Below are 23,266 nucleotides of genomic sequence, written 5' to 3'. Positions count from 1 at the left end.
AGAAGGAGCACCGATACAACATAAAAGTAAACAACAACAGCGCATTTCTGGTGAAAAATGCCTTAAATGAAAGTGATTAAGATAAGATACAGCACAAAGCACCAATCACACCCAACAGAGCAAGCATTAAATTTTTTATTAAAGTTCGCCACAATAATCTCGTGGGAATTCAGTTGTGATGCATATTACGAATGACTTATATTATTTCCATCGCTGTTAGGACATAAACCAGCTTCTTACTTACCTTGTCATCAAGCACGTCTACGATTAACCGTATAGATAGCAGTAACAGGGTACAACGAAGCCAGAAAGCATTAGATGTTTTATTGAAAATGTCGCGCAACAAAAGAATCCAGATACATACCTTCTTGTTTAAATAGTTTTAAAACTAAAAAAAGAAGACGCTTTTGTTGTTAGCAACAGAGTTATAACAATGAATAAACATTTAAAGTCCAGGGTAATCGTCATCTCTGATGATTTGTACTACCTGCAAGGATTATGCGTAAAACTTTCCCGCAATAACTTTTTTGCGGTCGACAGTTTTTTCCATGTTCAGGATATAAACGACATTGACTTTAGTTTACTGCGTTTTGATGAGGCGTTCGTTAAAAACATTCTCATTGTTGCGCTGGATGATTTCAGTATCATTTCGCAGATTCCTGAACTCTCTCGTTTCTTAACGTTTATTTCGTTGAGAAAGATGAAAAACCGACAGGTCTTGTTCTCTATCTATGACAAGGTTTTTCTGAGCAGATACACGAGATTTAATGAGTTACTGAAACTGTTTAACGCACCAGCGCTAAGCAGGCGCGTTAAATGCATCAAGCTAACAAAATTTGAATGGGATGTTTATAGCGCATACTTCTTGATTGATAACAGAAGAATACTGCGCGCCATTCTGCAAAAGGATGTTAAGTACATTAGTCATTATAAGATCTCAACGTTTAATAAGCTTGAGATTGATTGTGATAGCGATGGCTTTCATATATTTAAAGTTCTCATACAGTTAAGGAGTATTACGGAGCAAAGAAATATTACGTTGGACCATATAGATTGATTGTTTGATTTTTTATAACAGCTTTATTTAAATCTTAATTTAAAGGATATGATTATGTTTTCTGCATTCAAAAAAGCGGCTCCTCTGATGATTGCTGCAGCATTACCCCTGTCTGCTTTCGCTGCACCGACTGTGACTTTCCAGGGTGAAGTGACCGATCAGACCTGTTCTGTGAATGTGAATGGCCAGACCAACTCTGTCGTATTGCTGCCGACCGTCGCTATGGCTGACTTCGGTGCAACATTAGCTGACGGTCAGAGCGCAGGTCAGACTCCGTTTACCGTTTCTGTCACTAATTGCCAGGCACCGACCGGTTCAGATCTGGCTATCAACACCACGTTTCTGGGCTATGACGTTGACGCCACCACCGGTGTGATGGGCAACCGCGACACCAGCAGCGATGCAGCCAAAGGTTTTGGTATCCAGCTGATGGATGCAAGCACTTCCGGTAACCCAGTCACCCTGTCTGGCGCAACCAACGTTCCGGGCCTGACCCTGAAAGTGGGCGAAACTGAAGCCAGCTATGACTTCGGCGCTCGTTACTTCGTCATGGACAGTACAAATGCAACCGCAGGTAAGATCACGGCTGTTGCTGAATACACCCTGAGCTACCTCTAATTTCCATACTGGCTGGCAGTTAATGCCAGCCAGTATTTTGCTCCTTTATTCAGATATTTCATGGACATGGAAAAGATAAGAATGAACATTTTTGCATATTTACTGGTACTTGTATTTTCCATGGGCATGAGCAGCAGTGCGTTTGCCAGCGTGGTTATGACCGGAACGCGAATCATCTTTCCGGGCAACGCAAAGGAAAAAACAGTCCAGTTGCGTAATACCAGCGAACAACCCTACATCGTCAACATCCATATTGAAGATGAGAAGGGTTCAGGAAAAAACGTACCGTTTATGCCCACTCCGCAGGCGTTTCGTATGGAAGCGTCTTCCGGTCAGTCACTGCGCTTGCTCTTTACCGGCGGGAATTTACCGCAGGATCGTGAGTCAGTGTTCTGGTTCAGCTTCAGCCAACTGCCTTATTTGAAAAACACCGATAAAGGCCAGAACCAACTGATCCTGGCCTTGACCAACCGCGTCAAAATTTTCTACCGCCCAGGCACCATCGCCGGTAAAGCAAACGAAGCGGCAGGCAAGCTGACTTATCAGGTGAAACAGAACCGCATAGAGGTCACCAACCCGGGAGGGTATTACGTTGTGATTCGTGCCGCCGAGTTGCAGAGCAACGGGAAGAAAATCCCGCTGGCCAATTCGGTGATGATTGCCCCGCAGAGCAAAGTTGAATGGCCGCTGAAACCTGGCGCGAGCGTGGCGCAGGGCGCACGCATTCATCTGGTAACGGTCAACGACTACGGCGTGAATGTGGCTTCCGATCACAACTTATAACGTTTTTCCTGCCTGACGAGCGGTCTTATTTTTACGCGCGAGTACTAAGAAATGAATAAATCCGTTGTGTTATTTTCGGCGGCATCATTGGTTTTTCTGTGCCTGCCGACCAGGGGAGAAACGGTCACGCCGGTTACGTCGTCAGATGAAAACACCTACACCTTTGACCCCCAACTCTTTCGTGGTAGTCGGTTCAGCCAGTCATCATTAGCCAAACTGACCACCCGCGAATCTGTGGTACCCGGCAATTATAAAATGGACATCTATACCAACAATAAGCTTTCAGGCAGTTGGGATGTCAATTTTAAAGAGGCGGCGGATGGCCGTGTGCTTCCCTGTCTGACGCCAGAGGTGGCGACGGCTATCGGTCTCAAAATGGCGGCCGCGAACGATAAACCGCTGCCCGTGTGTTCCTTCGCCCAGGATCTCGCCCCCGGCGTCACCAGCCAAACGCAGTTATCGCAACTGCGTTTAGATCTGACGGTACCGCAAAGCCAGTTAGTCAGCCGCCCACGCGGGTATGTACCGCCTAATGAGCTGGATACAGGTACGTCATTGGCGTTTATGAATTATATCGCCAACTACTATAACGTCGCTTATACAGGCCAGAATGCCCACAGTCAGCGTTCGTTCTGGGCATCGTTGAACGGCGGCGTAAACCTTGGCAGCTGGCAATATCGTCAACTCTCGAACCTGACCTGGGATAATACGCAGGGTAGCCAGTGGAATAATATCCGCAGCTATCTGCAGCGCCCGCTGCCTGGCATCAATAGTCAGTTAACAATGGGGCAACTCATCACCAGCGGACGTTTTTTCTCTGGCCTCAATTACCATGGCGTTAGCCTGGCAACCGACGAACGCATGTTGCCTGACTCTATGCGTGGATACGCGCCGACAATTCGTGGCGTCGCGGCAACCAACGCCCGGGTATCTGTCATGCAGAATGGTCATGAAATTTATCAGACCACCGTGGCTCCCGGGCCTTTTGAGATAAATGATCTCTATCCTACCAGCTACAGCGGTGACCTGGAGGTTACCGTCACGGAAGCCGATGGCGCCGTCAGCCGTTTCAGTGTGCCCTTCTCGGCGGTACCGGAGTCGATGCGTCCCGGAACCTCCCGCTATAACGTAGAAATCGGGAAAACACAGGATAGCGGTGATGACTCGATGTTCGGTGATCTTACCTGGCAGCACGGGTTAACCAATACCCTGACCTTTAACAGTGGGTCACGTATTGCAGACGGCTATCAGGCATTGATGCTGGGCGGGGTTTACGGCAGCACCCTGGGAGCCTTCGGGGCCAATTTGACATGGTCACACGCCCGTGTTCCGGAAAACCAGACGCAGAATGGCTGGATGACGCAACTGACATGGAGTAAGACTTTCCAGCCAACGGCAACCACGGTTTCACTGGCTGGCTACCGTTATTCCACCAGCGGCTATCGCGATCTGGCGGATGTGCTCGGTGAACGCCATGCGGCCAGCAATAGTGAGTTATGGGATTCCAGTCAATGGCGTCAGCGGTCGCGATTTGATCTTACGCTGAGCCAAAGCCTTTCGGACTACGGCAACCTATTCGTTTCGGGCTCTACGCAAGACTATCGTGGTGGAAAAAACCGCGATACGCAGCTTCAACTGGGATATAGCAACAGCTTCCGCCACGGTATCAGTATGAACCTGTCTGTCGGACGCCAGCGAACCGGGAGTTATAACGGTAGCGCAGGTGAAATGCAGACAGTGACATCACTCTCGTTCTCTTTCCCGCTTGGCGGCAGCGGGCCACGCGTCCCGAGCCTGAGTAACAGTTTGACGCACTCCACCGACGGCAGCACTCAGTACCAAAGCTCGCTGACGGGCATGCTTGATGAAGCACAAACCACCAACTACAGCCTGAACGTCATGCGCGATCAGCAATACAAACAGACAACGCTGAGCGGCAACATGCAAAAACGTTTCTCTCAAACCACCGTTGGGCTTAACGCCTCCAAAGGTAAAGATTACTGGCAGGCATCCGGCAACGTACAAGGGGCGCTGGCGGCGCACCGTGGCGGCGTCACGTTTGGGCCTTATCTTGGCGAAACCTTCGCACTTGTCGAAGCCAAAGGCGCTGAAGGCGCGAAAGTGTACAACTCAAGTCAGTTGGAAATTAATGATAGCGGCTATGCCCTTGTGCCGGCGGTAACACCTTATCGCTACAACCGTATTTCACTCGATCCGGAAGGCATGGAAGGTGATGCCGAGCTGGTCGATAGCGAAAAACAAGTCGCGCCGGTGGCGGGAGCCGGGGTGAAAGTGGTCTTCAGAACCCGGCCAGGTAAAGCTCTGCTGATTAAATCCAAAATGGCGGATGGTTCAGAACTGCCGATGGGTGCTGATGTGCTCGATGAGAATAATACGGTGGTGGGAATTGCGGGCCAGGGGGGACAAATATACCTCCGCACCGAGCAGACGAAAGGTCGCCTGTCCGTGCGCTGGGGTGACGGCGCGCAGGATAGCTGTCAGTTGCCCTTCGACATCAGCGGGAAAGAGAACAAAAGCCCTCTTATCCGTCTGAATGAAACCTGTCAGTCCTGATACAGAGAAAACACGATGTCTAAGAATACTTTTTTACACATTCTTTTAAGCTCCATCATATTGGTTGCGCTTATACAGTCGACCGCATGGGCAACCTGTAGCAATAAACTCGTTGGGCAAACGGAAGATACCAGGACAGCGATTATTGAGTTCGGGAAAATAAACATGACCGATCTCTATTTCGCACCAGTAGGCTCACTGCTGGCAACAACGGTGGTTCCGCCCACCAACTACACAGCACGTGGCGCGACAGGGGACTCCGTACTCTGGGAATGTGACGTGACGGATTTGCCGAACATCTATTTTTTGGTCGCGACGAACGGTGACGATCGTGTCGGAGGGTTTCATGATGCAGGCGGCCCTGACGGACTGACTGATGTTTACGCCACCTGGTTCGCCTTTGTTGGGTTGAAACAAACGATGGCTGGCGTGACGCTTGGACGCTACTGGAAGAAAGTGCCTATCACCAGCTATGCCACGCAGGGGACGAAAATTCAGATCCGTTTGCAGGATATTCCTCCCCTTCATGCGGAGCTTTATCGAATCAGTACGCTACCGGACACATCGGCGTTATCAAGTTTTTGCGGTAATAATAATACCGATGGAAGCGGTGTGGGATACGCAAGCCCTACTGGTGTGGTTTACAAATGTACGCAACCTAATGCCTATATTCAGCTTTCCGGCACCAGCGGCGTTCCCTTTGCTCATGATGAACCGGGCGAAGACAGTTCAGTTCACTGGTCATTCTGGGGTGTGGATAATGGTTTCGGTTATGGCATGCGGTCAGGGAATATTCTCTATAACAATGCCACCTGCGTTGCCCGTAGCGCCACGCCGCTAGTTATGCTCCCCACCATTTCAGAATCACAGCTTAGCGCGGGTATGGAGAGCATTGGCAACTTTAATGTGCGTGTGGAGTGCAGCGACGCGGCGAAATCCGGGGTAAACGATACCCAAACGGCGTTGGGGATACAGGTTTCTGAGGGGGCTTATACCGCAGCGCAAAAACTGGGTCTTATCAACAGCAGCGGCGGTGTCAGCGCTTTAGTTTCAGATAACTATGATGGGGCGGATATGGCAAAAGGTGTAGGGATCTACATCTCGAACAGTGCTCACCCCGCTACGCCGATGACGCTGGTTGGCCAGCCGGGTATTGCGACGTTAACACCGGGCGGCGACGCCGCAGGGTGGTATCCGGTGTTAGAGGGCGCCACACCAGAGGGAGCCACCCTGCCGGGCTATTCCAGCTATAGTTACTCTTTTATCGCCCGGCTGAAAAAGTTACCTAATGAAACCGTGCGCTCAGGCAAGGTTCGGGCAACGGCTTATATATTGGTGAAAATGCAATGAAATCCGTTGTACTGCTTTTTCTCACCCTCTTCGCTTGTACTGTGGAAGCCGGCATCATGCCGGCTTCATCGCGTGTTATTTATCGCGAGGGCGATCGGGAAAAGACGCTGATGCTGGTCAATACGAACGACTACCCTGTGGTGGTACAGAGCTGGGTCGATAATGGAGAAGGCTCGCCTGAATCAACCACGGCACCGTTTATCGTACTCCCGCCGGTATTTCGGTTGATGGCGAAACACACTCAGGGAGTGAGAATCGTCTACAATCACGATCCGCTTCCGCAGGATCGTGAATCAGCGTTCTGGCTGAATCTTTATGAAATGCCGCCTGAAAGTCCGCGTAAAGACTCTGCGCATGTGACACTGGCAATGAATACTCAGCTAAAAATCTTCTACCGTCCCAAATCCATCACGCTACGCCCGGAAGAGGCCGTGCGTAAACTTACCTGGCGTCTGGGCCGCGATGGCAAAGCCGGTTATATTGAATTCAATAACCCGACACCGCTACATATCTCATTTAGCGGCATCCGCGTTGGCGCAACCCGGGTGAACCAGGAGAGCGATATGATGGTAAAACCGTTCAGCCAACGGCGGTACTGGCTGGCGGATGCGGTGACCGGAGGAACAGTGACGGCAGTGTATCTGGGGGATCACGGCGAAAAACGGGAAATCACCTTCTCTGATTAAGGATTGTCGTTCGACTAAGTGCGCTCCCGAATCGTTACAACACCGGAAGCGCGCTCTGTACTAGCGAATAGAATAACCGCCATCAATCACTAAAATGTGCCCATTAACGTAATCCGACGCTGAACTTGCCAGAAAGACCATCGCCCCCATTAGATCCTGTGCTTTACCCCAACGTTTCGCCGGGATCCTGCCTTTAATAAGTTCCCTGATTTTTGGATTGTTATAGATAATTGACGTCATTTCGCTGACGTAGTAACCCGGCGCGATACCGTTAATCTGAATGTTATATTCGGAGAAGTCATCAGAGTAGGCTTTGGTTAGACCCGCTAACGCATGTTTCGTCGCCGCATACCCTGGCGACCATCGGCCACCGTGGAAAGAGAGAACCGAACAGATGTTGATAATTTTTCCTCTCCGTTGCGGAACAAAAATCTGCATCGCGGCCTGACACATCTCAAATGCAGCCGTCAGGTTCAGATTGATCATAGGATCCCAGTCATTACGGTTAAAATCAATCGGGCGATTGATATTACAAATACCGGCGTTATTAACAAGAATATCGAGCTGGCCGAATCGCTCTACACTTCTGTTCACAATCTTCGTGGCAGCGCCCGGTTCTGTGATATCTATCGTCATAAAATCGACGTCACCGCCCGCACGCTTTAACCGCGTAATATATTCCTGATTAGCTGATTTGATATCTACCAGTAAGAGATTGGCACCCGCCTTCGCCAGCGCAATGGCTAAACCCCGACCCAATTCACCTGCCGCTCCGGTGACGATCGCCACTTTGTTTTTCAGTGAGAAAAACTCCATTGAAAAATCATCAATTAAAAATTTCATATTTCATTTTTTCCTTGTAAGCAAGCCCCCTTTACGGGGATTAACAGTATTGTTTAAGAGTGATGTTTTAGATGGTGATAAACTTATAAGATTTTACAGACACTTATTCGCATCTGGCTTTTTATATTTAATACTGGAAAGGTTTATCACTTTTTAAATTAAGATCGTTTCAGAACACATTAACTCTTCGTCGTAGCATTAACATTTCATAAGAAAAAACAAAAGCACGACGAAAATATTTAAAACAATCTCTCACTACAATTCTTTTGCCTGGATACAAGGAATATCATGCACGTATTTATAATAACACAAATGAATCATTAGCAACCAGTATTAATAAAGGCAGAAGGGAACTGGATAGCATAAATATTGATGGCTCTCCCCGGCGTTGTGCAGGGCCAGCGGCATCTGAAATTCAAGTCGCGATCTCGCCATCGATAACTATCTGATTCGCGCATCATGGAGGCACCGATTCGCAGCGAGGTAGCTGACGGCAGCGCATTTTGCTGCGCTAAACCCTCGTGGTTTGTAGTGTTTTACCTGAAATCAGCAGACGCACAAGATGACCTGCAGCAGAGAAAATTCTTAATCTAATAAATTCAGTGAGTTATTGAATTTAGTTACATTGCAGACCACATTCAAATCACAAAAAAAACACAATTGAAAAGATTTATAAACACCTTAAAATCAGATAATTCCTAGAATTCAGATAATTCACAGTATCTTCACGGCAAAATCTTCTACACTTAACATCATGTTGTGCACACAGCATTTTGCTCAAGAATAACATCGAGTTAAAAGGGTAAAGGTATAACCTTAATGATATACATCATAAATGATGAAGTGAAATTCAATTCTTCATCAAATAAATTAACATCATTGACCACCTCAGATGAGGTGATGTTGACTTATCCTGCAGGGAAATGCTTGAGTTTGCTTTTAGACAACGCTCATCAGGTGGTATCGCATCATCGTTTTTTCGAAAAAGTGTGGAGTGGCGCTGAATCTGAAGTCGCGACAAACACCCTTTACCAGAATATTTCGATTATCAGACGTTCATTTCGGGAATTAAGTACATCGCCTGATGCCAGCGACATCATTAGAACTGTTCCAAGAAAGGGTTTTAAAATCAACGAAGAAGCAACTGTTAAAGTCGTTGAGACTCCTAAAGAAACACCAGAACATGACGCAATCCATGAGGATGTTGTGAATCAGGAGGAATCATTACCTCCTTTAAAAGAACGCTTATTAAAAAAAAGTAATATTATGTGGCTATGGATATCGATTGCTTGCGTTTCGATATATATCATATCTTACATGATTTACAACTTTCATAATAACATGTCGCATACCGTAAAAAGCGAGGATGTATTCTCTGAATACAAACACCTTGTCACAAAACAAGGATGCACATTTTATTATGATAATAAATCCTTTCCGTCCGCTAATGCGTTGGCACCAGTTATCAATGAGATGAATAGACTCGACATTAAATGTGAGAGAAATCCCCACATTTATATTTCAACAACAAATACGATGAGAGGGTTCTATGCGCTGGCATGTAACTCAAAATTAGATCAGGAATCATCGGGTAGTTGTTCTTCTTTATTTATTAAAATGGAGTTAAACCATGAATAAAAAGAACACTGCATTGATTATGGTTCTTATCATTATTGTTGTCGCTACACTGATCAGCCACCTTGCCATGTTACGACTGGACAGAGCAAACAGCAATATCTCCTGCACAGCCAGTCTCATCAATTACGTTGATAATAATCAGCTCAATGAGAACATGACATTCAGCATTGTCCCTGAAAATAATTCAGGTACGGTCTATCTCAGCGGCGTGTATATTGAGAATGACAAAAAGGTCGGTTTCATCCGACGATACATTGACTTTTCCTACAAAAAATTCGGTGATGCAGTCTATTTCACCTCCGTAAAAATTCAAAGAATACAGAGAGATGATACGTTAAGCGATGAAATTCTGGAAAAGATAACGTCTGACTTTTTGATCAAAGAAGGAACATCTATCAATTTTCATCTTTATAAGCAGAATGATAACAATTACATTTTCTTTACCGGAAAAATACCGCGATTTATTTGTTACATACAGCACTGAGTGATGAGACAGGATGTAGGATTGGAGCGGGCGAAGGGAATCGAACCCTCGTATAGAGCTTGGGAAGCTCTCGTTCTACCATTGAACTACGCCCGCTTCGGCGTGTGCGAGGAGCATTATAAACCTTATGCCCTCGCTGGCAAGCCTCATCGCCACTGACTGGCGATAAAATAGTCTTTTAGCACTTAGGCTTACTGCCCTGCGGCGGTAAATAGCGCAGTGGATCAATCGCCGTCGCGCGGTAGCGGATCTGGAAGTGCAGTCGCACGGAATCAGCATCGCTGCTGCCCATGGTGGCAATCTTCTGACCTATCTTCACGCTTTGCCCGTTGTTCACCAGCAGCGTGTCGTTATGCGCGTAAGCGGTGATGTAATCTTCGCTGTGTTTAATCATGATCAGATTGCCGTAGCCACGCAGCTGGTTGCCGACGTAGACCACCTTCCCTGCACCTGCGGCGTAAACCGGCTGACCACGACTGCCGGAAATATCGATACCTTTGTTACCGCCATCTGCGGTGGAGTACGGCATGATGACTTTCCCGCTGGTCGGCCAGCGCCAGCAGCGTTGCCCCACCGGCGGCCATGATGATTGCGGCACGGCGGAGGACGGTGTGACTTTTGCCGTGCTGGTCGGCTTTTTGCCAAGAAGTTTGGATGAACTTCCGGTTTTAATCTTTTGCCCCACTTCAATAATGTAAGGCGGTTTGATGCCGTTCAGACGCGCCAGCTCAGCCACGCTGGTGCCTGTGGCGCGGGAGATGCGCGACAGGGTATCGCCACGTTTTACGGTGTAGACCGAACCATCATAGCTGCCGGAGCCCGATTTGCTCCCGGAACAGCCCACCAGCACCACGCCGAGGAACAGGCACAGTAAAAAACGCATTGGCTGGGTACTCAGGCATCCTGCTATCAAAACATCGTCCTCGGGTTAGTTCGGTCAGGTCGCCTATGATAGCAGGCTGATGGCGGATGCCAATATCTCAGACAGAAGGAGGAGAGTTAAAAGGATACCCTTCCGCCACCAACTCCATCACTTCCGGTACCCAGTTCGCGGCGGGCATTTTCACCAGCGCGGGATAGAAAACCTGCGGCGAGGGGAAGACATCAACCACGTGGCAGTGGGATAAGCGCGTCAAGTCCACTTCCGATGAGGGTAGCAGCGTGGCGGCAGACAGCCCCGATTCGAGCCAGTCGAGGATCATGCCCGGCTGGGTGATATGCATAATCACATTCGGGTTTACCCCCGCCTTTCTGAACAGATCGATAAGCATCTCGTAAGTGCCGGAATCTTTCGCCCGATGCAGCAATACCAGCGGAAAGTCAGCCAGCGCCGTGTAGTCGAAAGGGTTCGCGGGTGCCTGGGGCAAACATTTTTTGCTGATGACCGCCACCAGCTTGATGGGATCAAAGGAGACAAAATCAAACCCTTCACTGCGATAAGGGCGCTGAATGAGTGCTAAATCAATGGCCCCTTCATTGAGTAGCATCTCCAGATGACTGGAATCGGTGACCGAGATGTTCACCTCAATGTTGGGATTGCGCTCATACAGCGCCAATAGCAATGGTTTAAAGTAGGACTGGAAAAGGTGCGTGAGGCCAAGACGAAACTGCGGATGATCTTTTTGCGCGATCTCCATGGTTTCTCGCGCGGTGTCTTCCACCTGACGCAAAATCTCGCAGGCTTTGCGATAAAGGAAAAATCCTGCCTCTGTCGGCTCAATTCGATTACCCCGACGGGTAAAGAGCGGTGTTTGCAGCTCATCCTCCAGCTCCTGGATACGTTTACTGAGCGGCGGTTGCGCCATATTCAGCACTTTCGCCGCCTGGCTTATCGAGCCTTGCTCCACTACCCGACAAAAATAGCGTAATCGTTTTAAATCCACGAAACCGTCCTCCTCGCCAACGTCCTGAAGGCTAGTGTACGTCAGCCACCACACCTGCCTCACACTTTTTTGATCTACTCAGACGCAGCTAAACGGTATTTGTCCCTTTTTCTGTTGGGGATTAGGGTAACCGCAGACAGTTTTACTGCTTACTCACAGGAATAGCACAATGAAAAGTAAGGTTCATGACCTACGCTCCGCGCTGGAGCTGTTGAAAACGCTGCCAGGCGAATATGTTGAAACCGATACCGAAGTTGACCCGCACGCGGAACTCTCCGGTGTTTACCGCTATGTTGGCGCAGGCGGAACCTGCCAGCGTCCAACCCGCAAAAATGGCCCGGTAATGATGTTCAACAAAATTAAAGGCTTTAACGATATCAGCGTCGCCATTGGCCTTAACGGTTCCCGTCACCGCGTCAGCCACTTCCTGAACTGCCCGCCGGAACGTCTGGGTCATCTGCTGAAAGATTCCGTACAGACGCCAATCGCGCCCGTTCTGACTACCGCACCTGCTGTAGGTCAGGAAGTGGTTCACCTCGCTACCGACGCCGGTTTCGACCTGCGCAAACTGCTGCCTGCGCCGACCAATACTGAAGAAGATGCCGGCCCGTATATCACCATGGGGCTGTGCTACGCCTCAGATCCGCAAACGCATGAATCGGATATCACCATTCACCGTTTATGCGTGCAAAGTAAAGATGAGCTTTCAATGTGGCTCACTCCAGGCCGTCATATTGATGCGTTCCGCATGAAAGCCGAAGCCGCGGGCAAACCACTGCCGATTTCTATCAGCATCGGCGTTGACCCGGCGATTGAAATTGCCGCCTGCTTCGAGCCGCCAACCACGCCACTGGGCTTCGATGAACTGAGCATCGCCGGTTCGCTGCGCGGTCATGCCGTTGAAATGGTACAGTGTAAAACCATCAACGAGAAAGCGATCGCCCACGCGGAAATCATCATCGAAGGCGAACTGCTACCTAACGTGCGCGTGCGTGAAGACCAGAACACTAACACCGGCAAAGCAATGCCGGAATTCCCTGGCTACACCGGCGAAGCCAAAGAAGCGATTCCGGTGATTAAAGTGAAAGCGGTAACGCACCGTAAAAACCCAATCTGGCGCACCACCGTTGGGCCTGGCGAGGAACACGTGAACATGGCGGGTATTCCGACCGAAGCAAGCATCCTCGATATGGTTGAACGCGCGATGCCGGGTAAATTGCTGAACGTCTTTGCGCATACCGCAGGCGGCGGCAAACTGCTGGCGGTGATGCAATTTAAAAAATCCGCCGCCGTCGATGAAGGTCGTCAGCGCCAGGCTGCTCTGCTCGCCTTCTCCGCGTTCCCGGAACTGAAACACGTCATTCTGGTGGATGAAGATGTCGATATTTTCGATAGCGATGATGTGCTGTGGGCGATGCAGACGCGCTATCAGGGCGACGTGGACACCGTCACCATTCCGGGCGTACGTTGCCACCCGCTCGATCCATCTCAGGTTCCTGCATACAGCCCGAGCATTCTGCAACAGGGGATGTCTTGCAAAACTATCTTTGACTGCACCGTACCGTTCCATCTGAAAAGTCACTTTGAACGTTCGAAATTCAAGGAAGTCGATGTGAAACGCTTCCTGCCGGACTTCGAATAAGGAGAACACCGTGGCCACGAAACGCATGATTGTCGGCATTAGCGGCGCCTCCGGGTTCCAGTACGGCGTGAAAGCGCTGGAACTGTTGCAGAAACTGGACGTTGAGGTTCATCTCGTTGTCTCGAAAGGGGCGGAGAAAACCTGCCAGCTGGAGACGGATTACCGCCTGGAGGATGTCTTCGCCATGGCGGACGTCGTTCACCCGATTGGTCATCTGGGCGCGGCGATTTCCAGCGGTTCATTTAAAACGGCGGGGATGATTGTTGCCCCCTGTTCAATGAGAACACTGGGCGCTATCGCCCACTGCCTGACCGACAATCTGCTGACGCGGGCGGCAGACGTGGTGCTCAAAGAGCGCCGCCGTCTGGTGCTGCTGGCGCGAGAAACGCCGCTTAACCTCGGCCATATTCGCAATATGGGCGCGGTGACCGAAATGGGCGGCATTATCTTCCCGCCTGTACCTGCGCTTTATCAGCGGCCACAAACGGCTGACGAGATCGTTACTCATAGCGTCAGCCGTGCTCTCGATCTGTTTGATTTTGATATTAACGATCTTCCGCGTTGGGGCGAAGGATCTCTTAGCCACACTGAATAACTCTATCAGGACACTTCCATGTTAATTGGCCCCTATGTGAACGGCGCGGCGGTGATCGTCGGCGGCCTGTTCGGATCGGTCATCGGGACGCATATTCCCGATCGCGTTAAAACGGCGCTGCCGCTGACCTTCGGGCTTTGCTCGGTAGGCCTTGGTATCAATCTGGTCATCAAGGTGAAATTCATGCCCGCCGTGGTGCTGGCGATGGTTATCGGCGCGGTGATTGGCGAAATGTTTTTCCTCGAAAAACAGATTGGTAAAGCCGCGGGCAGCACGCGCGGTCTGATCAACCGCATCTTCCCGCCGGTTCAGGGCTTAACGCACGACGAGTTCACCGAGAAATTTGTCGCGATTCTGGTGCTCTTCTGCGCCAGCGGTACCGGGATTTTCGGTGCGATGCATGAAGGGATGACCGGCGATCCGTCGATCCTCTACATTAAAACCGTGCTCGATTTATTCACTGCGGCAATTTTTGCCACCATGCTCGGATTTTCGGTGATGACGATTGGCATTCCGCTGATTGCTGTTCAGGTTGCGCTGGCAGTGCTGGCGGTGCATATCCTGCATTTGATTACACCGGATATGATGGCCGATTTCTCCTGTGCAGGCGGGTTGATTATGGTCGCCACCGGGTTACGCATCTGTAATATCAAAGCGTTCCCGGTCGCCAATATGCTGCCAGGCTTAATTCTGGTTATGCCGATTTCCGCACTGTGGGCCAGTTTGTTCGCCTAAGCTTGAGGTATAATCGCTGTGCCCGGTGGCGCTTCGCTTACCGGGCCTACGGAGTAATATTCGTAGGCCGGATAAGCGCAGCGCCATCCGGCGTATTGGAATTCGCTATCGGGAGCCGTGATGAAAGGGCAAGAACACGTCATTTTACTGAATGAAAAAGGTGAATCGGTTGGCACGGCGGAAAAATATGCCGTACATACCGCCCACACGCCTCTCCACCTCGCCTTCTCCTGCTGGATCTTCAATAACGAAGGTCAGGTTCTGATCACCCGCCGTTCGCTCGGCAAAAAAGCCTGGCCGGGTGTCTGGACGAACTCTGTTTGTGGTCATCCTCAATTAGGTGAAACCTTCGAGCAGGCGATTACGCGCCGCTGCCGGTTTGAAGTGGGGGCCGAACTTACGAGTATCACCCCGGTTTTTCCTGAATTTCGTTATTGCGAAACCGACGCCAGCGGCATCGTGGAAAACGAAGTCTGCCCGGTGTATGCGGCGAGGCTAACCAATACCGTTGCCTTGAACCCGGACGAAGTAATGGATAGCCACTGGGTTTCATTAGATGCGCTTTTTCAGGCTCTGGCGGCCACTCCGTGGGCGTTCAGTCCGTGGATGGTGTTGCAGTATCGTTCGCAAGAAGCGCGGGATAAGCTGGTGCGGTTTGTCCCCTCACCCCTGCCCTCTCCCTGAGGGAGAGGGAGAAAACCTGCACCAGTCTCAACCACCAGCGCTATCTGTCCCCTCTCCCTTAGGGAGAGGGTTAGGGTGAGGGGTAAAAAAAAGCCCCGATGCTCACACATCGGGGCTTTTTCACATCTCAGTGATTTATTTCACCGGGCGCATCGCCGGGAACAGGATCACGTCGCGGATGGTGTGGCTGTTGGTGAACAGCATCACCATACGGTCGATACCGATACCCAGACCCGCAGTCGGTGGCAGGCCGTGCTCCAGCGCAGTCACGTAGTCTTCGTCGAAGAACATCGCTTCGTCGTCGCCCGCGGCTTTCGCATCAACCTGATCCTGGAAGCGCTGCGCCTGGTCTTCTGCATCGTTCAGCTCGCTAAAGCCGTTACCGATTTCACGGCCACCGATGAAGAATTCGAAGCGGTCAGTGATTTCCGGGTTCACGTCATTACGACGCGCCAGCGGAGAGACTTCTGCCGGGTATTCGGTGATGAAGGTCGGCTGAATCAGGTGCGCTTCGGCCACTTCTTCGAAGATCTCGGTCACGATACGGCCCAGACCCCAGCTCTTCTCAACTTTAATACCGATGCTTTCGGCAATCGCTTTTGCAGAGTCAAAGTTATCCAGATCCGCCATATCCGTTTCCGGACGGTATTTCTTGATCGCTTCGCGCATGGTCAGTTTTTCGAACGGTTTACCGAAGTCGAAGGTTTCTTCGCCATAAGGCACTTCAGTGGTACCGAGAATATCCTGCGCCAGGGTGCGGAACAGAGATTCGGTCAGTTCGATCAGATCTTTGTAATCCGCGTACGCCATATAGAGTTCCATCATGGTGAACTCTGGGTTATGACGTACTGAGATGCCTTCGTTACGGAAGTTACGGTTGATTTCGAAGACGCGCTCGAAGCCGCCAACCACCAGACGTTTCAGGTACAGTTCCGGCGCGATACGCAGGTACATGTCCAGGTCAAGGGCGTTGTGGTGGGTGATGAACGGACGGGCAGAAGCACCGCCTGGGATCACCTGCATCATCGGTGTTTCCACTTCCATAAAGTCGCGGTTCACCATGAACTGACGGATGCCAGCCAGGATCTTAGAGCGAATTTTGAACGTATTGCGGGATTCATCGTTAGAGATGAGATCCAGGTAACGCTGACGGTAGCGCGCTTCCTGATCCTGCAGACCGTGGAATTTGTCCGGCAGCGGGCGCAGGGCTTTAGTCAGCAGACGCAGCTCGGTGCAGTGGATAGACAGTTCACCAGTTTTGGTTTTGAACAGTTTACCTTTCGCGCCGAGGATATCGCCGAGATCCCATTTCTTGAACTGCTCGTTGTACACGCCTTCCGGCAGATCGTCACGAGCAACGTACAGCTGGATGCGGCCACCCACGTCCTGTAAGGTCACGAAAGAAGCTTTACCCATAATACGACGGGTCATCATTCGGCCAGCGACAGACACTTCAATGTTCAGCGCTTCCAGCTCTTCGTTCTCTTTCGCGTCGAAGTCAGCGTGCAGTTGGTCTGAGGTGTGATCGCGGCGGAAATCGTTCGGGAACGGGAGCCCCTGCTCGCGCAGTGCTGCCAGTTTCTCGCGGCGCGCTTTCAGTTCATTGTTAAGGTCAGCTACCGCGTCAGCACCTTGTGCGTGTTGTTCAGACATGTTGGTTCCTCATAACCCTGCTTTCAAACTTGCTTCGATAAATTGATCCAGACTGCCGTCCAGCACCGCCTGCGTGTTTCGGGTTTCTACACCGGTACGCAAATCTTTGATGCGGGAGTCGTCCAGGACATAAGAACGAATCTGGCTACCCCAGCCGATGTCAGACTTGTTGTCTTCCATCGCCTGTTTCTCCGCGTTCTTCTTCTGCATTTCCAGTTCATAAAGCTTCGCTTTCATCTGCTTCATGGCCTGGTCTTTGTTCTTGTGCTGAGAACGGTCGTTCTGGCACTGCGTTACCGTGTTGGTTGGAATGTGGGTAATACGTACCGCAGATTCCGTACGGTTAACGTGCTGACCACCTGCCCCGGACGCGCGATACACGTCGATGCGCAGGTCAGCCGGGTTGATTTCGATATCAATATCGTCATCCACTTCCGGGTAAACAAACGCAGAGCTGAAAGAGGTGTGGCGACGGCCACCGGAGTCGAACGGGCTCTTACGCACCAGGCGGTGAACGCCGGTTTCAGTACGTAACCAGCCGTACGCGTAATCACCGGAAATCTTGATGGTGACGGATTTGATACCCGCAACTTCACCTTCAGATTCTTCGATGATCTCGGTTTTGAAGCCGCGCGCTTCGGCCCAACGCAGATACATACGCTCAAGCATGCTGGCCCAGTCCTGCGCTTCGGTGCCGCCGGAGCCTGCCTGGATGTCCAGGTAGCAATCGGCGCTGTCATATTCACCGGAGAACATGCGACGGAATTCAAGCTGCGCCAGTTTCTCTTCCAGGGTATCGAGTTCCGCAACGGCTTCGTTGAAGGTCTCTTCGTCATCGGCTTCTACTGCAAGCTCCAGCAGACCGGAAACATCTTCCAGCCCCTGAGACATTTGATCCAGCGTATCGACGATGGCTTCCAGAGAGGAACGCTCTTTACCCAGCGCCTGTGCGCGCTCAGGTTCGTTCCAGACGTCCGGCTGTTCCAGCTCGGCGTTTACTTCTTCAAGACGCTCTTTCTTGGCATCATAGTCAAAGATACCCCCTAAGAACGTCAGAGCGCTCCGTGAGGTCCTGAATGCGGTTATTTACCGGGTTAATTTCAAACATGGTCTGTTTTCTTTTAATGGACTTGTCAAAATGCGGTTATAAGGGCGAGATTTTACCGGATCTGCGCCCTTATTTATAGCGATTACTGGCGCTAAATTGGCCAGATATTGTCGATGATTAACTGCAAACTGCGGTTTCCGCGAAACTCATTGATATCGAGCTTATAGGCAAGCTTAACTTCGCGCACGCCGTTATCCGGCCAGCAGGTGGTATCAACGTTGAACGCAATGCCGTCCAGCAGCGGGCCACCGCCTACGGGTTCCACCATCACCTTCAGATGACGTTCGCCAACAATCCGCTGTTGCAACAGGCGAAAATGCCCATCAAACAACGGTTCCGGGAACATCTGCCCCCACGGCCCCGCGTCACGCAGCATCTGCGCCACGTCCAGCGTCATTTCCTGCGCGGAAAGTTCGCCATCCGAAAGAATTTCACCCTGCAGCAGGGCCGGGTCGAGCCATTCGGTGACCAGTTCGCCAAAGCGCTGCTGGAACTCATCAAACTTCGCTTCTTCCAGCGATAAACCGGCCGCCATCGCGTGGCCGCCAAACTTCATCATCAGGCCAGGATAAAGCGTATCAAGGCGTTCCAGGGCATCGCGCATATGCAGCCCCTGAATCGAACGGCCAGAGCCTTTCAACATACCGTCTCCGGCAGGCGCAAACGCAATCACCGGGCGATGGAAACGCTCTTTAATGCGCGAAGCCAGAATACCCACCACGCCCTGATGCCATTCAGGATGATACATCGCCAGCCCGCCGGGCAGAGTTTCGCTGCTGCGCTCCAGCTTTTCGCACAGCGTCAGCGCTTCCGCCTGCATGCCCTGCTCAATCTCTTTGCGCGTCTGGTTAAGGGCATCAAGTTCATTCGCCAGCATGCGGGCTTCACCGAGGTTTTCGCTCAGTAATAGCGCCACGCCCACTGACATATCATCCAGCCGCCCGGCAGCGTTCAGACGCGGGCCAAGGGCAAAGCCGAGATCGCTTGCCACCAGCTTTTGCGGGTCGCGATTGGCAATTTCCAGCAGCGCTTTAATGCCCGGACGACACACGCCCGCGCGAATACGGCTCAACCCCTGCCAGGTCAGAATGCGGTTATTGGCATCCAGCGGCACCACATCGGCGACCGTACCCAGCGCCACCAGATCGAGGAACTCGACGATCTTCGGCACCGCGATGCCGCGAGACTCGAACCAGCCTTTCGCCTTCAGATGATTACACAACACCAGCATCAGATAGAATGCCACGCCGACACCCGCCAGCGATTTCGACGGGAACGGGCAGTCCACCAGGTTTGGGTTCACCATCGCATCAGCGTTCGGCAGCGTCTCGCCCGGCAGGTGGTGATCGGTGACCAGCACGCGGATCCCCAACGCATGCGCGTGATCGACGCCCGCGTGGGAAGAGATCCCGTTATCCACCGTCATGATCATCTGCGCGCCGCGTGCGTGCGCCTGATCGACGACTTCCGGGCTCAGGCCATAACCGTCTTCAAAGCGGTTCGGCACCAGATATTCTACGCTATGGCAGCCCATCGCGCGCAGCGAGAGCACGCTTAGCGCGGTGCTGGTCGCACCATCGGCGTCAAAATCGCCCACCACCATAATGCGCAGATTCTTTTCGAACGCATCGTGCAGCATCTCAACGGCTTTTTCGACGCCCGTTAATGTGCGCCAGTGCAGCATGCCCTTCAGGCCGCGCTCCAGATCGTCCGCCGATTTCACGCCACGACTGGCATACAAACGACGCAACAACGGCGGCAAATCAGCAGGCAACGAATCTGAATCAACCGCCTCACGGCGGCGAAGTTGAATCTGTGGTTTCACGCGAATTATTTACCGCTGGTCTGTTTTTTGTGTTCGTCGAGGAAGGCTTTCATCTCTTTCGGCCCCTGATAGCCCGGCACAACGTAGCCATCGTTCAGGACAATCGCCGGTGTGCCGCTAACGCCAAACTGCACGCCCAGGGCGTAGTGATCCGCGATATTGATATCGCAGCTGGCGGGCTGAACGCCTTTGCCGTTCATTGCATCATCGAACGCTTTGTTACGATCTTTCGCACACCAGATGGCTTTCATATCCTGCTCAGCCTGGCTCTGAAGCCCCTGGCGCGGGAAGGCAAGATAGCGCACGGTGATGCCCAGCGCGTTGTAGTCGCTCATCTCTTCATGCAGCTTGTGGCAGTAGCCGCAAGTGATATCGGTAAAGACGGTAATCACGTGCTGCTCTTTCGGTGCCTTGTAGATAATCATCTCTTTTTCCAGCGCGTTGAGATGCGTCATCAACAACTGGTTGGTTACGTTCACCGGCTGTGCGCCGCTGACGTCATACATAGGCCCCTGAATGATATGCTTGCCGTCTTCAGTGACATACAGCACGCCGCTGTTGGTCAGCACGGTTTTCATGCCCGCGACCGGTGCATTCTGGATATCTGTGCTTTGTACGCCCAGTTTAGCCAGCGACTGTTTAATAGCCGCATCATCCGCATGGGTGGTCGCGGAAAAAGCCGCCGCCAGCAGGGTGAGCATCACTAAACCTTTTTTCATAAAATCGTCCTTTGTAGTCAGCATCACGCGCGTGGGTGGTGCTGTTGATGAAGTTGCCGCAGTCGCTCGGTCGCCACGTGCGTATAAATTTGTGTTGTCGATAAATCACTATGACCTAACAACATTTGCACCACACGCAAATCTGCGCCATGGTTGAGCAAATGCGTGGCAAATGCGTGACGTAATACGTGCGGGGAGAGCTTTTCGCTGTCGATACCCGCCAGTTGAGCATAGTGTTTAATGCGATGCCAGAACGTCTGGCGCGTCATTTGTTGCGCGCGCTGGCTGGGGAACAGAACGTCTATCGAAACCCCGTTGAGCAGCCACGGGCGACCATGTTCCAGATACGTTTCCACCCAATATACCGCTTCTTCCCCCAGAGGGACGAGCCGTTCTTTATTGCCTTTACCGATAACGCGCACCACGCCCTGACGCAAACTGATATCGCTCATTGTCAGCCCAACCAGTTCAGAGACACGAAGCCCGGTGGCGTAGAGTACCTCAAGCATCGCTTTATCGCGCAATTCCAGCGGGATATCGGTTACCGGCGACTGCAGCAGCCGGTCAACCTGCGCTTCACTTAAATCCTTCGGTAAACGCTGCGGCAACTTCGGTGAGGCCAGTTGCGCACTCGGATCATCGACGCGTACTTTCTCGCGATAAAGATGCTGGAAGAAGCGGCGCATCGCGCTTAACAGACGCGCCGAACTGGTGGCTTTATACCCGCCCTGTTGGCGTTCTGCGAGCAAATTTTGCAAATCGTCATGCTGTACGGTCTCAAGCGTCAGGCCACGATGCGCCAGCCATTCGACCACCATGGTAAGATCGCGACGATAAGCGCTCAGCGTGTTTTCGGCAAGATTGCGCTCCAGCCACAGCGCATCGAGAAATTGTTCGATTCGTGCGAGATCCTGTTCCACGTTCGCCCCTTTGCCTGTTTCATCGGCACCATTATGCCTGAATCTTTAGGCTTTCTGGTACACTGCGGGCATAGTCACTGTAAGAATCGAGACCTTTACGTTATGAACATCGGCCTTTTTTATGGTTCCAGTACCTGCTACACCGAAATGGCGGCAGAGAAAATTCGCGACATCATCGGCCCGGAACTGGTGACGCTGCACAATGTGAAAGATGACGCGCCAGCGTTAATGGAGCAGTACGATGTGCTGATCCTCGGCATTCCGACCTGGGATTTCGGTGAGATTCAGGAAGACTGGGAAGCCATCTGGGAACAACTGGATACGCTGAATCTGGAGGGCAAAATTGTTGCACTCTATGGAATGGGCGATCAGCTAGGTTACGGTGAATGGTTCCTGGACGCGCTCGGCATGCTACACGATAAACTGGTGACCAAAGGCGTGAAGTTTATTGGCTACTGGCCGACCGAAGGGTATGAGTTCACCAGCCCGAAACCGGTCATCGCCGACGGTCAGTTGTTTGTCGGCCTCGCGCTCGACGAGACCAATCAGTACGACCTGAGCGATGAACGCATTCAGAACTGGTGTGAACAAATTCTTGGCGAAATGGCCGAACAGTTCTCTTAATGCTTACTCGGCGCGGGCTGCTGCATCATGATACGCCGCAGATCGCGCCACTCTTCAGCATCCATACTGTCTGCCGCAATCCACAAATGCTGACGACGACGGCTGGCCAGCCTGCGCAAACGCAGCATCATGCCTGAATTCAACACCCACGGCTGCCCGAGTATTTCCCACTCCTGATCGCGCCAGCGAAGACGAGAATCCATCAGCAGTTTAATTTCTCCCTGATGGCTGTTGATGCGCCGTTGGCTGCGTACGCAGTCAAATACCACCAGCGACAGCAATAATAACCACAGTGGGGTGTAGCTCAACGGCCAGGGCATCAGCAAAATGAATGCCGCCACGAGGCCGTGGAGCAGTAAAGAGAGCCATTGTGAGCGCCAGGAGACGCGTAAATCAGATTGCCACAGGACCACGTTCCCGATTCCGAGTCTGAATTAAATGCACCATGCGCTGGAGATCCGCATCCGCCGGCTTACCGTGATTCATCAGCCAGTTGAACAAGTCTGGATCGTCGCACTCCAGCAGACGAATAAAAATCGCTTTGTCGTCATCGCTCAGCGAATCGTACTCATGCTCGAAAAACGGCATGATGGAGATATCGAGCTCACGCATACCGCGACGGCATGCCCAGTGGATACGGGCTTTATTATTGATGTCCATAATTTCCTTCCAGCATAACGATGTCATTAGTCTAACGTGTTTTTTGCACTTACTTTACAGCAATCTCGTTAATCGCGAGCAACATTCAGAAAAGCCACGCAAACTTAATGGGATTTCAGGTCGCCTGCGTACCTTATCGCAAACCGCGCGACAGGGCACGAATCGTCTGTTGAAAGCACTTGCAT

The 23,266-nt window shown here is 51.5% G+C and carries 23 protein-coding genes and 1 tRNA gene; 13 read left to right on the top strand and 11 right to left on the bottom strand.

Features of this window, described 5'->3' with window-relative positions; all coding sequences use genetic code 11:
* The first annotated feature begins 433 nt into the window (after positions 1-433).
* From ACOXYR_RS02725 to ACOXYR_RS02700, 6 genes are all read left to right on the top strand, one after another.
* On the top strand, positions 434-1,057 hold the full coding sequence (locus tag ACOXYR_RS02725; protein ID WP_421356038.1) for a hypothetical protein: 624 nt from the start codon (positions 434-436) through the stop codon (positions 1,055-1,057).
* Between the two features lie 54 nt (positions 1,058-1,111).
* Positions 1,112-1,675: a fimbrial protein gene (locus ACOXYR_RS02720; protein WP_421356037.1), complete on the top strand. Its 564-nt coding sequence runs from the start codon at positions 1,112-1,114 to the stop codon at positions 1,673-1,675.
* Positions 1,676-1,756: 81 nt separating this feature from the next.
* Positions 1,757-2,458: a fimbrial biogenesis chaperone gene (locus ACOXYR_RS02715; protein WP_146745448.1), complete on the top strand. Its 702-nt coding sequence runs from the start codon at positions 1,757-1,759 to the stop codon at positions 2,456-2,458.
* Between the two features lie 51 nt (positions 2,459-2,509).
* Entirely contained in the window at positions 2,510-5,032 is a 2,523-nt protein-coding gene (locus ACOXYR_RS02710) for a fimbria/pilus outer membrane usher protein (protein WP_108475893.1), read from the top strand.
* A gap of 15 nt (positions 5,033-5,047) precedes the next feature.
* Entirely contained in the window at positions 5,048-6,382 is a 1,335-nt protein-coding gene (locus ACOXYR_RS02705; protein ID WP_421356036.1) for a fimbrial protein, read from the top strand.
* A complete protein-coding gene (locus tag ACOXYR_RS02700) occupies positions 6,379-7,068 on the top strand; it encodes a fimbrial biogenesis chaperone (RefSeq protein ID WP_421356035.1) in 690 nt (229 codons plus the stop codon). The genes ACOXYR_RS02705 and ACOXYR_RS02700 overlap by 4 nt, the downstream gene beginning before the upstream one ends.
* 60 nt (positions 7,069-7,128) lie before the next feature.
* Here ACOXYR_RS02700 and ACOXYR_RS02695 read toward each other — a convergent pair whose 3' ends face one another.
* Positions 7,129-7,911 carry an SDR family oxidoreductase gene (locus tag ACOXYR_RS02695; protein ID WP_108475891.1) on the bottom strand — a complete coding sequence of 261 codons (783 nt, stop codon included), beginning with the start codon at positions 7,909-7,911 and terminating at the stop codon, positions 7,129-7,131.
* A gap of 819 nt (positions 7,912-8,730) precedes the next feature.
* Between ACOXYR_RS02695 and ACOXYR_RS02690 the strand changes: the two genes are divergently transcribed.
* Positions 8,731-9,549 carry a winged helix-turn-helix domain-containing protein gene (locus ACOXYR_RS02690; RefSeq protein WP_350436637.1) on the top strand — a complete coding sequence of 273 codons (819 nt, stop codon included), beginning with the start codon at positions 8,731-8,733 and terminating at the stop codon, positions 9,547-9,549.
* On the top strand, positions 9,542-10,033 hold the full coding sequence (locus ACOXYR_RS02685; protein WP_350436636.1) for a FidL: 492 nt from the start codon (positions 9,542-9,544) through the stop codon (positions 10,031-10,033). Before ACOXYR_RS02690 ends, ACOXYR_RS02685 begins: the two co-directional genes overlap by 8 nt.
* Positions 10,034-10,055: 22 nt before the next feature.
* On the opposite strand, the gene ACOXYR_RS02680 is transcribed toward ACOXYR_RS02685, so the two are convergent.
* The 3 genes from ACOXYR_RS02680 to ACOXYR_RS02670 all read right to left on the bottom strand — a co-directional run bounded on the left by ACOXYR_RS02680 (position 10,056) and on the right by ACOXYR_RS02670 (position 11,916).
* Positions 10,056-10,129: transfer RNA gene (locus ACOXYR_RS02680), tRNA-Gly, on the bottom strand.
* Between the two features lie 82 nt (positions 10,130-10,211).
* The gene (gene actS / locus ACOXYR_RS02675) at positions 10,212-10,916 is read right to left on the bottom strand and encodes an amidase activator ActS (protein WP_373300342.1); all 705 of its coding nucleotides are present in this window, start codon (positions 10,914-10,916) and stop codon (positions 10,212-10,214) included.
* A gap of 97 nt (positions 10,917-11,013) precedes the next feature.
* Positions 11,014-11,916, bottom strand: a complete 903-nt coding sequence (locus ACOXYR_RS02670) for a LysR family transcriptional regulator (RefSeq protein WP_113857750.1) — start codon at positions 11,914-11,916, stop codon at positions 11,014-11,016.
* A 169-nt stretch (positions 11,917-12,085) separates the two neighbouring features.
* Here ACOXYR_RS02670 and ACOXYR_RS02665 point away from each other — a divergent pair, with 169 nt between their 5' ends.
* From ACOXYR_RS02665 to idi, 4 genes are all read left to right on the top strand, one after another.
* The gene (locus ACOXYR_RS02665; RefSeq protein ID WP_421356034.1) at positions 12,086-13,558 is read left to right on the top strand and encodes a UbiD family decarboxylase; all 1,473 of its coding nucleotides are present in this window, start codon (positions 12,086-12,088) and stop codon (positions 13,556-13,558) included.
* Between the two features lie 25 nt (positions 13,559-13,583).
* A complete protein-coding gene (locus tag ACOXYR_RS02660) occupies positions 13,584-14,153 on the top strand; it encodes a UbiX family flavin prenyltransferase (protein ID WP_108475960.1) in 570 nt (189 codons plus the stop codon).
* Positions 14,154-14,171: 18 nt separating this feature from the next.
* Positions 14,172-14,888, top strand: a complete 717-nt coding sequence (locus tag ACOXYR_RS02655; protein WP_015963137.1) for a DUF554 domain-containing protein — start codon at positions 14,172-14,174, stop codon at positions 14,886-14,888.
* A 120-nt stretch (positions 14,889-15,008) separates the two neighbouring features.
* Positions 15,009-15,572, top strand: coding sequence for an isopentenyl-diphosphate Delta-isomerase (gene idi, locus ACOXYR_RS02650; protein WP_108475874.1), 564 nt, complete (start codon positions 15,009-15,011; stop codon positions 15,570-15,572).
* A 135-nt stretch (positions 15,573-15,707) separates the two neighbouring features.
* On the opposite strand, the gene lysS is transcribed toward idi, so the two are convergent.
* The 5 genes from lysS to xerD form a co-directional block, all read right to left on the bottom strand.
* Positions 15,708-17,225, bottom strand: coding sequence for a lysine--tRNA ligase (gene lysS / locus ACOXYR_RS02645; RefSeq protein ID WP_108475873.1), 1,518 nt, complete (start codon positions 17,223-17,225; stop codon positions 15,708-15,710).
* A 9-nt stretch (positions 17,226-17,234) separates the two neighbouring features.
* Positions 17,235-18,333, bottom strand: a protein-coding gene (gene prfB, locus ACOXYR_RS02640) for a peptide chain release factor 2 (RefSeq protein ID WP_108475872.1) whose coding sequence is annotated in 2 segments (ribosomal slippage) — positions 17,235-18,257 and positions 18,259-18,333 — 1,098 coding nt in all. Because the reading frame shifts where the segments join, the coding sequence is not laid out codon by codon here.
* Between the two features lie 91 nt (positions 18,334-18,424).
* Positions 18,425-20,158 (bottom strand): single-stranded-DNA-specific exonuclease RecJ, encoded by a 1,734-nt coding sequence (gene recJ, locus ACOXYR_RS02635; protein ID WP_421356033.1) that lies wholly within the window; start codon positions 20,156-20,158, stop codon positions 18,425-18,427.
* A gap of 5 nt (positions 20,159-20,163) precedes the next feature.
* Positions 20,164-20,877, bottom strand: coding sequence for a bifunctional protein-disulfide isomerase/oxidoreductase DsbC (gene dsbC, locus ACOXYR_RS02630; protein WP_108475870.1), 714 nt, complete (start codon positions 20,875-20,877; stop codon positions 20,164-20,166).
* Positions 20,878-20,900: 23 nt separating this feature from the next.
* Entirely contained in the window at positions 20,901-21,797 is an 897-nt protein-coding gene (xerD, locus tag ACOXYR_RS02625; RefSeq protein WP_108475869.1) for a site-specific tyrosine recombinase XerD, read from the bottom strand.
* 102 nt (positions 21,798-21,899) lie between these two features.
* Between xerD and fldB the strand changes: the two genes are divergently transcribed.
* Positions 21,900-22,421: a flavodoxin FldB gene (gene fldB, locus ACOXYR_RS02620; protein ID WP_108475868.1), complete on the top strand. Its 522-nt coding sequence runs from the start codon at positions 21,900-21,902 to the stop codon at positions 22,419-22,421.
* On the opposite strand, the gene ACOXYR_RS02615 is transcribed toward fldB, so the two are convergent.
* Both ACOXYR_RS02615 and sdhE read right to left on the bottom strand, forming a co-directional pair.
* Positions 22,418-22,834, bottom strand: coding sequence for a protein YgfX (locus ACOXYR_RS02615; RefSeq protein ID WP_108475867.1), 417 nt, complete (start codon positions 22,832-22,834; stop codon positions 22,418-22,420). The two genes, fldB and ACOXYR_RS02615, sit on opposite strands and share 4 nt — an antisense overlap.
* Positions 22,815-23,081 (bottom strand): FAD assembly factor SdhE, encoded by a 267-nt coding sequence (gene sdhE / locus ACOXYR_RS02610; protein WP_108475866.1) that lies wholly within the window; start codon positions 23,079-23,081, stop codon positions 22,815-22,817. The genes ACOXYR_RS02615 and sdhE overlap by 20 nt, the downstream gene beginning before the upstream one ends.
* Between the last annotated feature and the right edge of the window lie 185 nt (positions 23,082-23,266).

This window comes from Pseudocitrobacter faecalis (genome assembly GCF_965231525.1).
Classification (GTDB): Bacteria; Pseudomonadota; Gammaproteobacteria; order Enterobacterales; family Enterobacteriaceae; genus Pseudocitrobacter; species Pseudocitrobacter faecalis.
The sequence above is the reverse complement of the archived record's forward strand: the minus strand, read 5'-3'. Positions and strand labels throughout refer to the sequence as shown.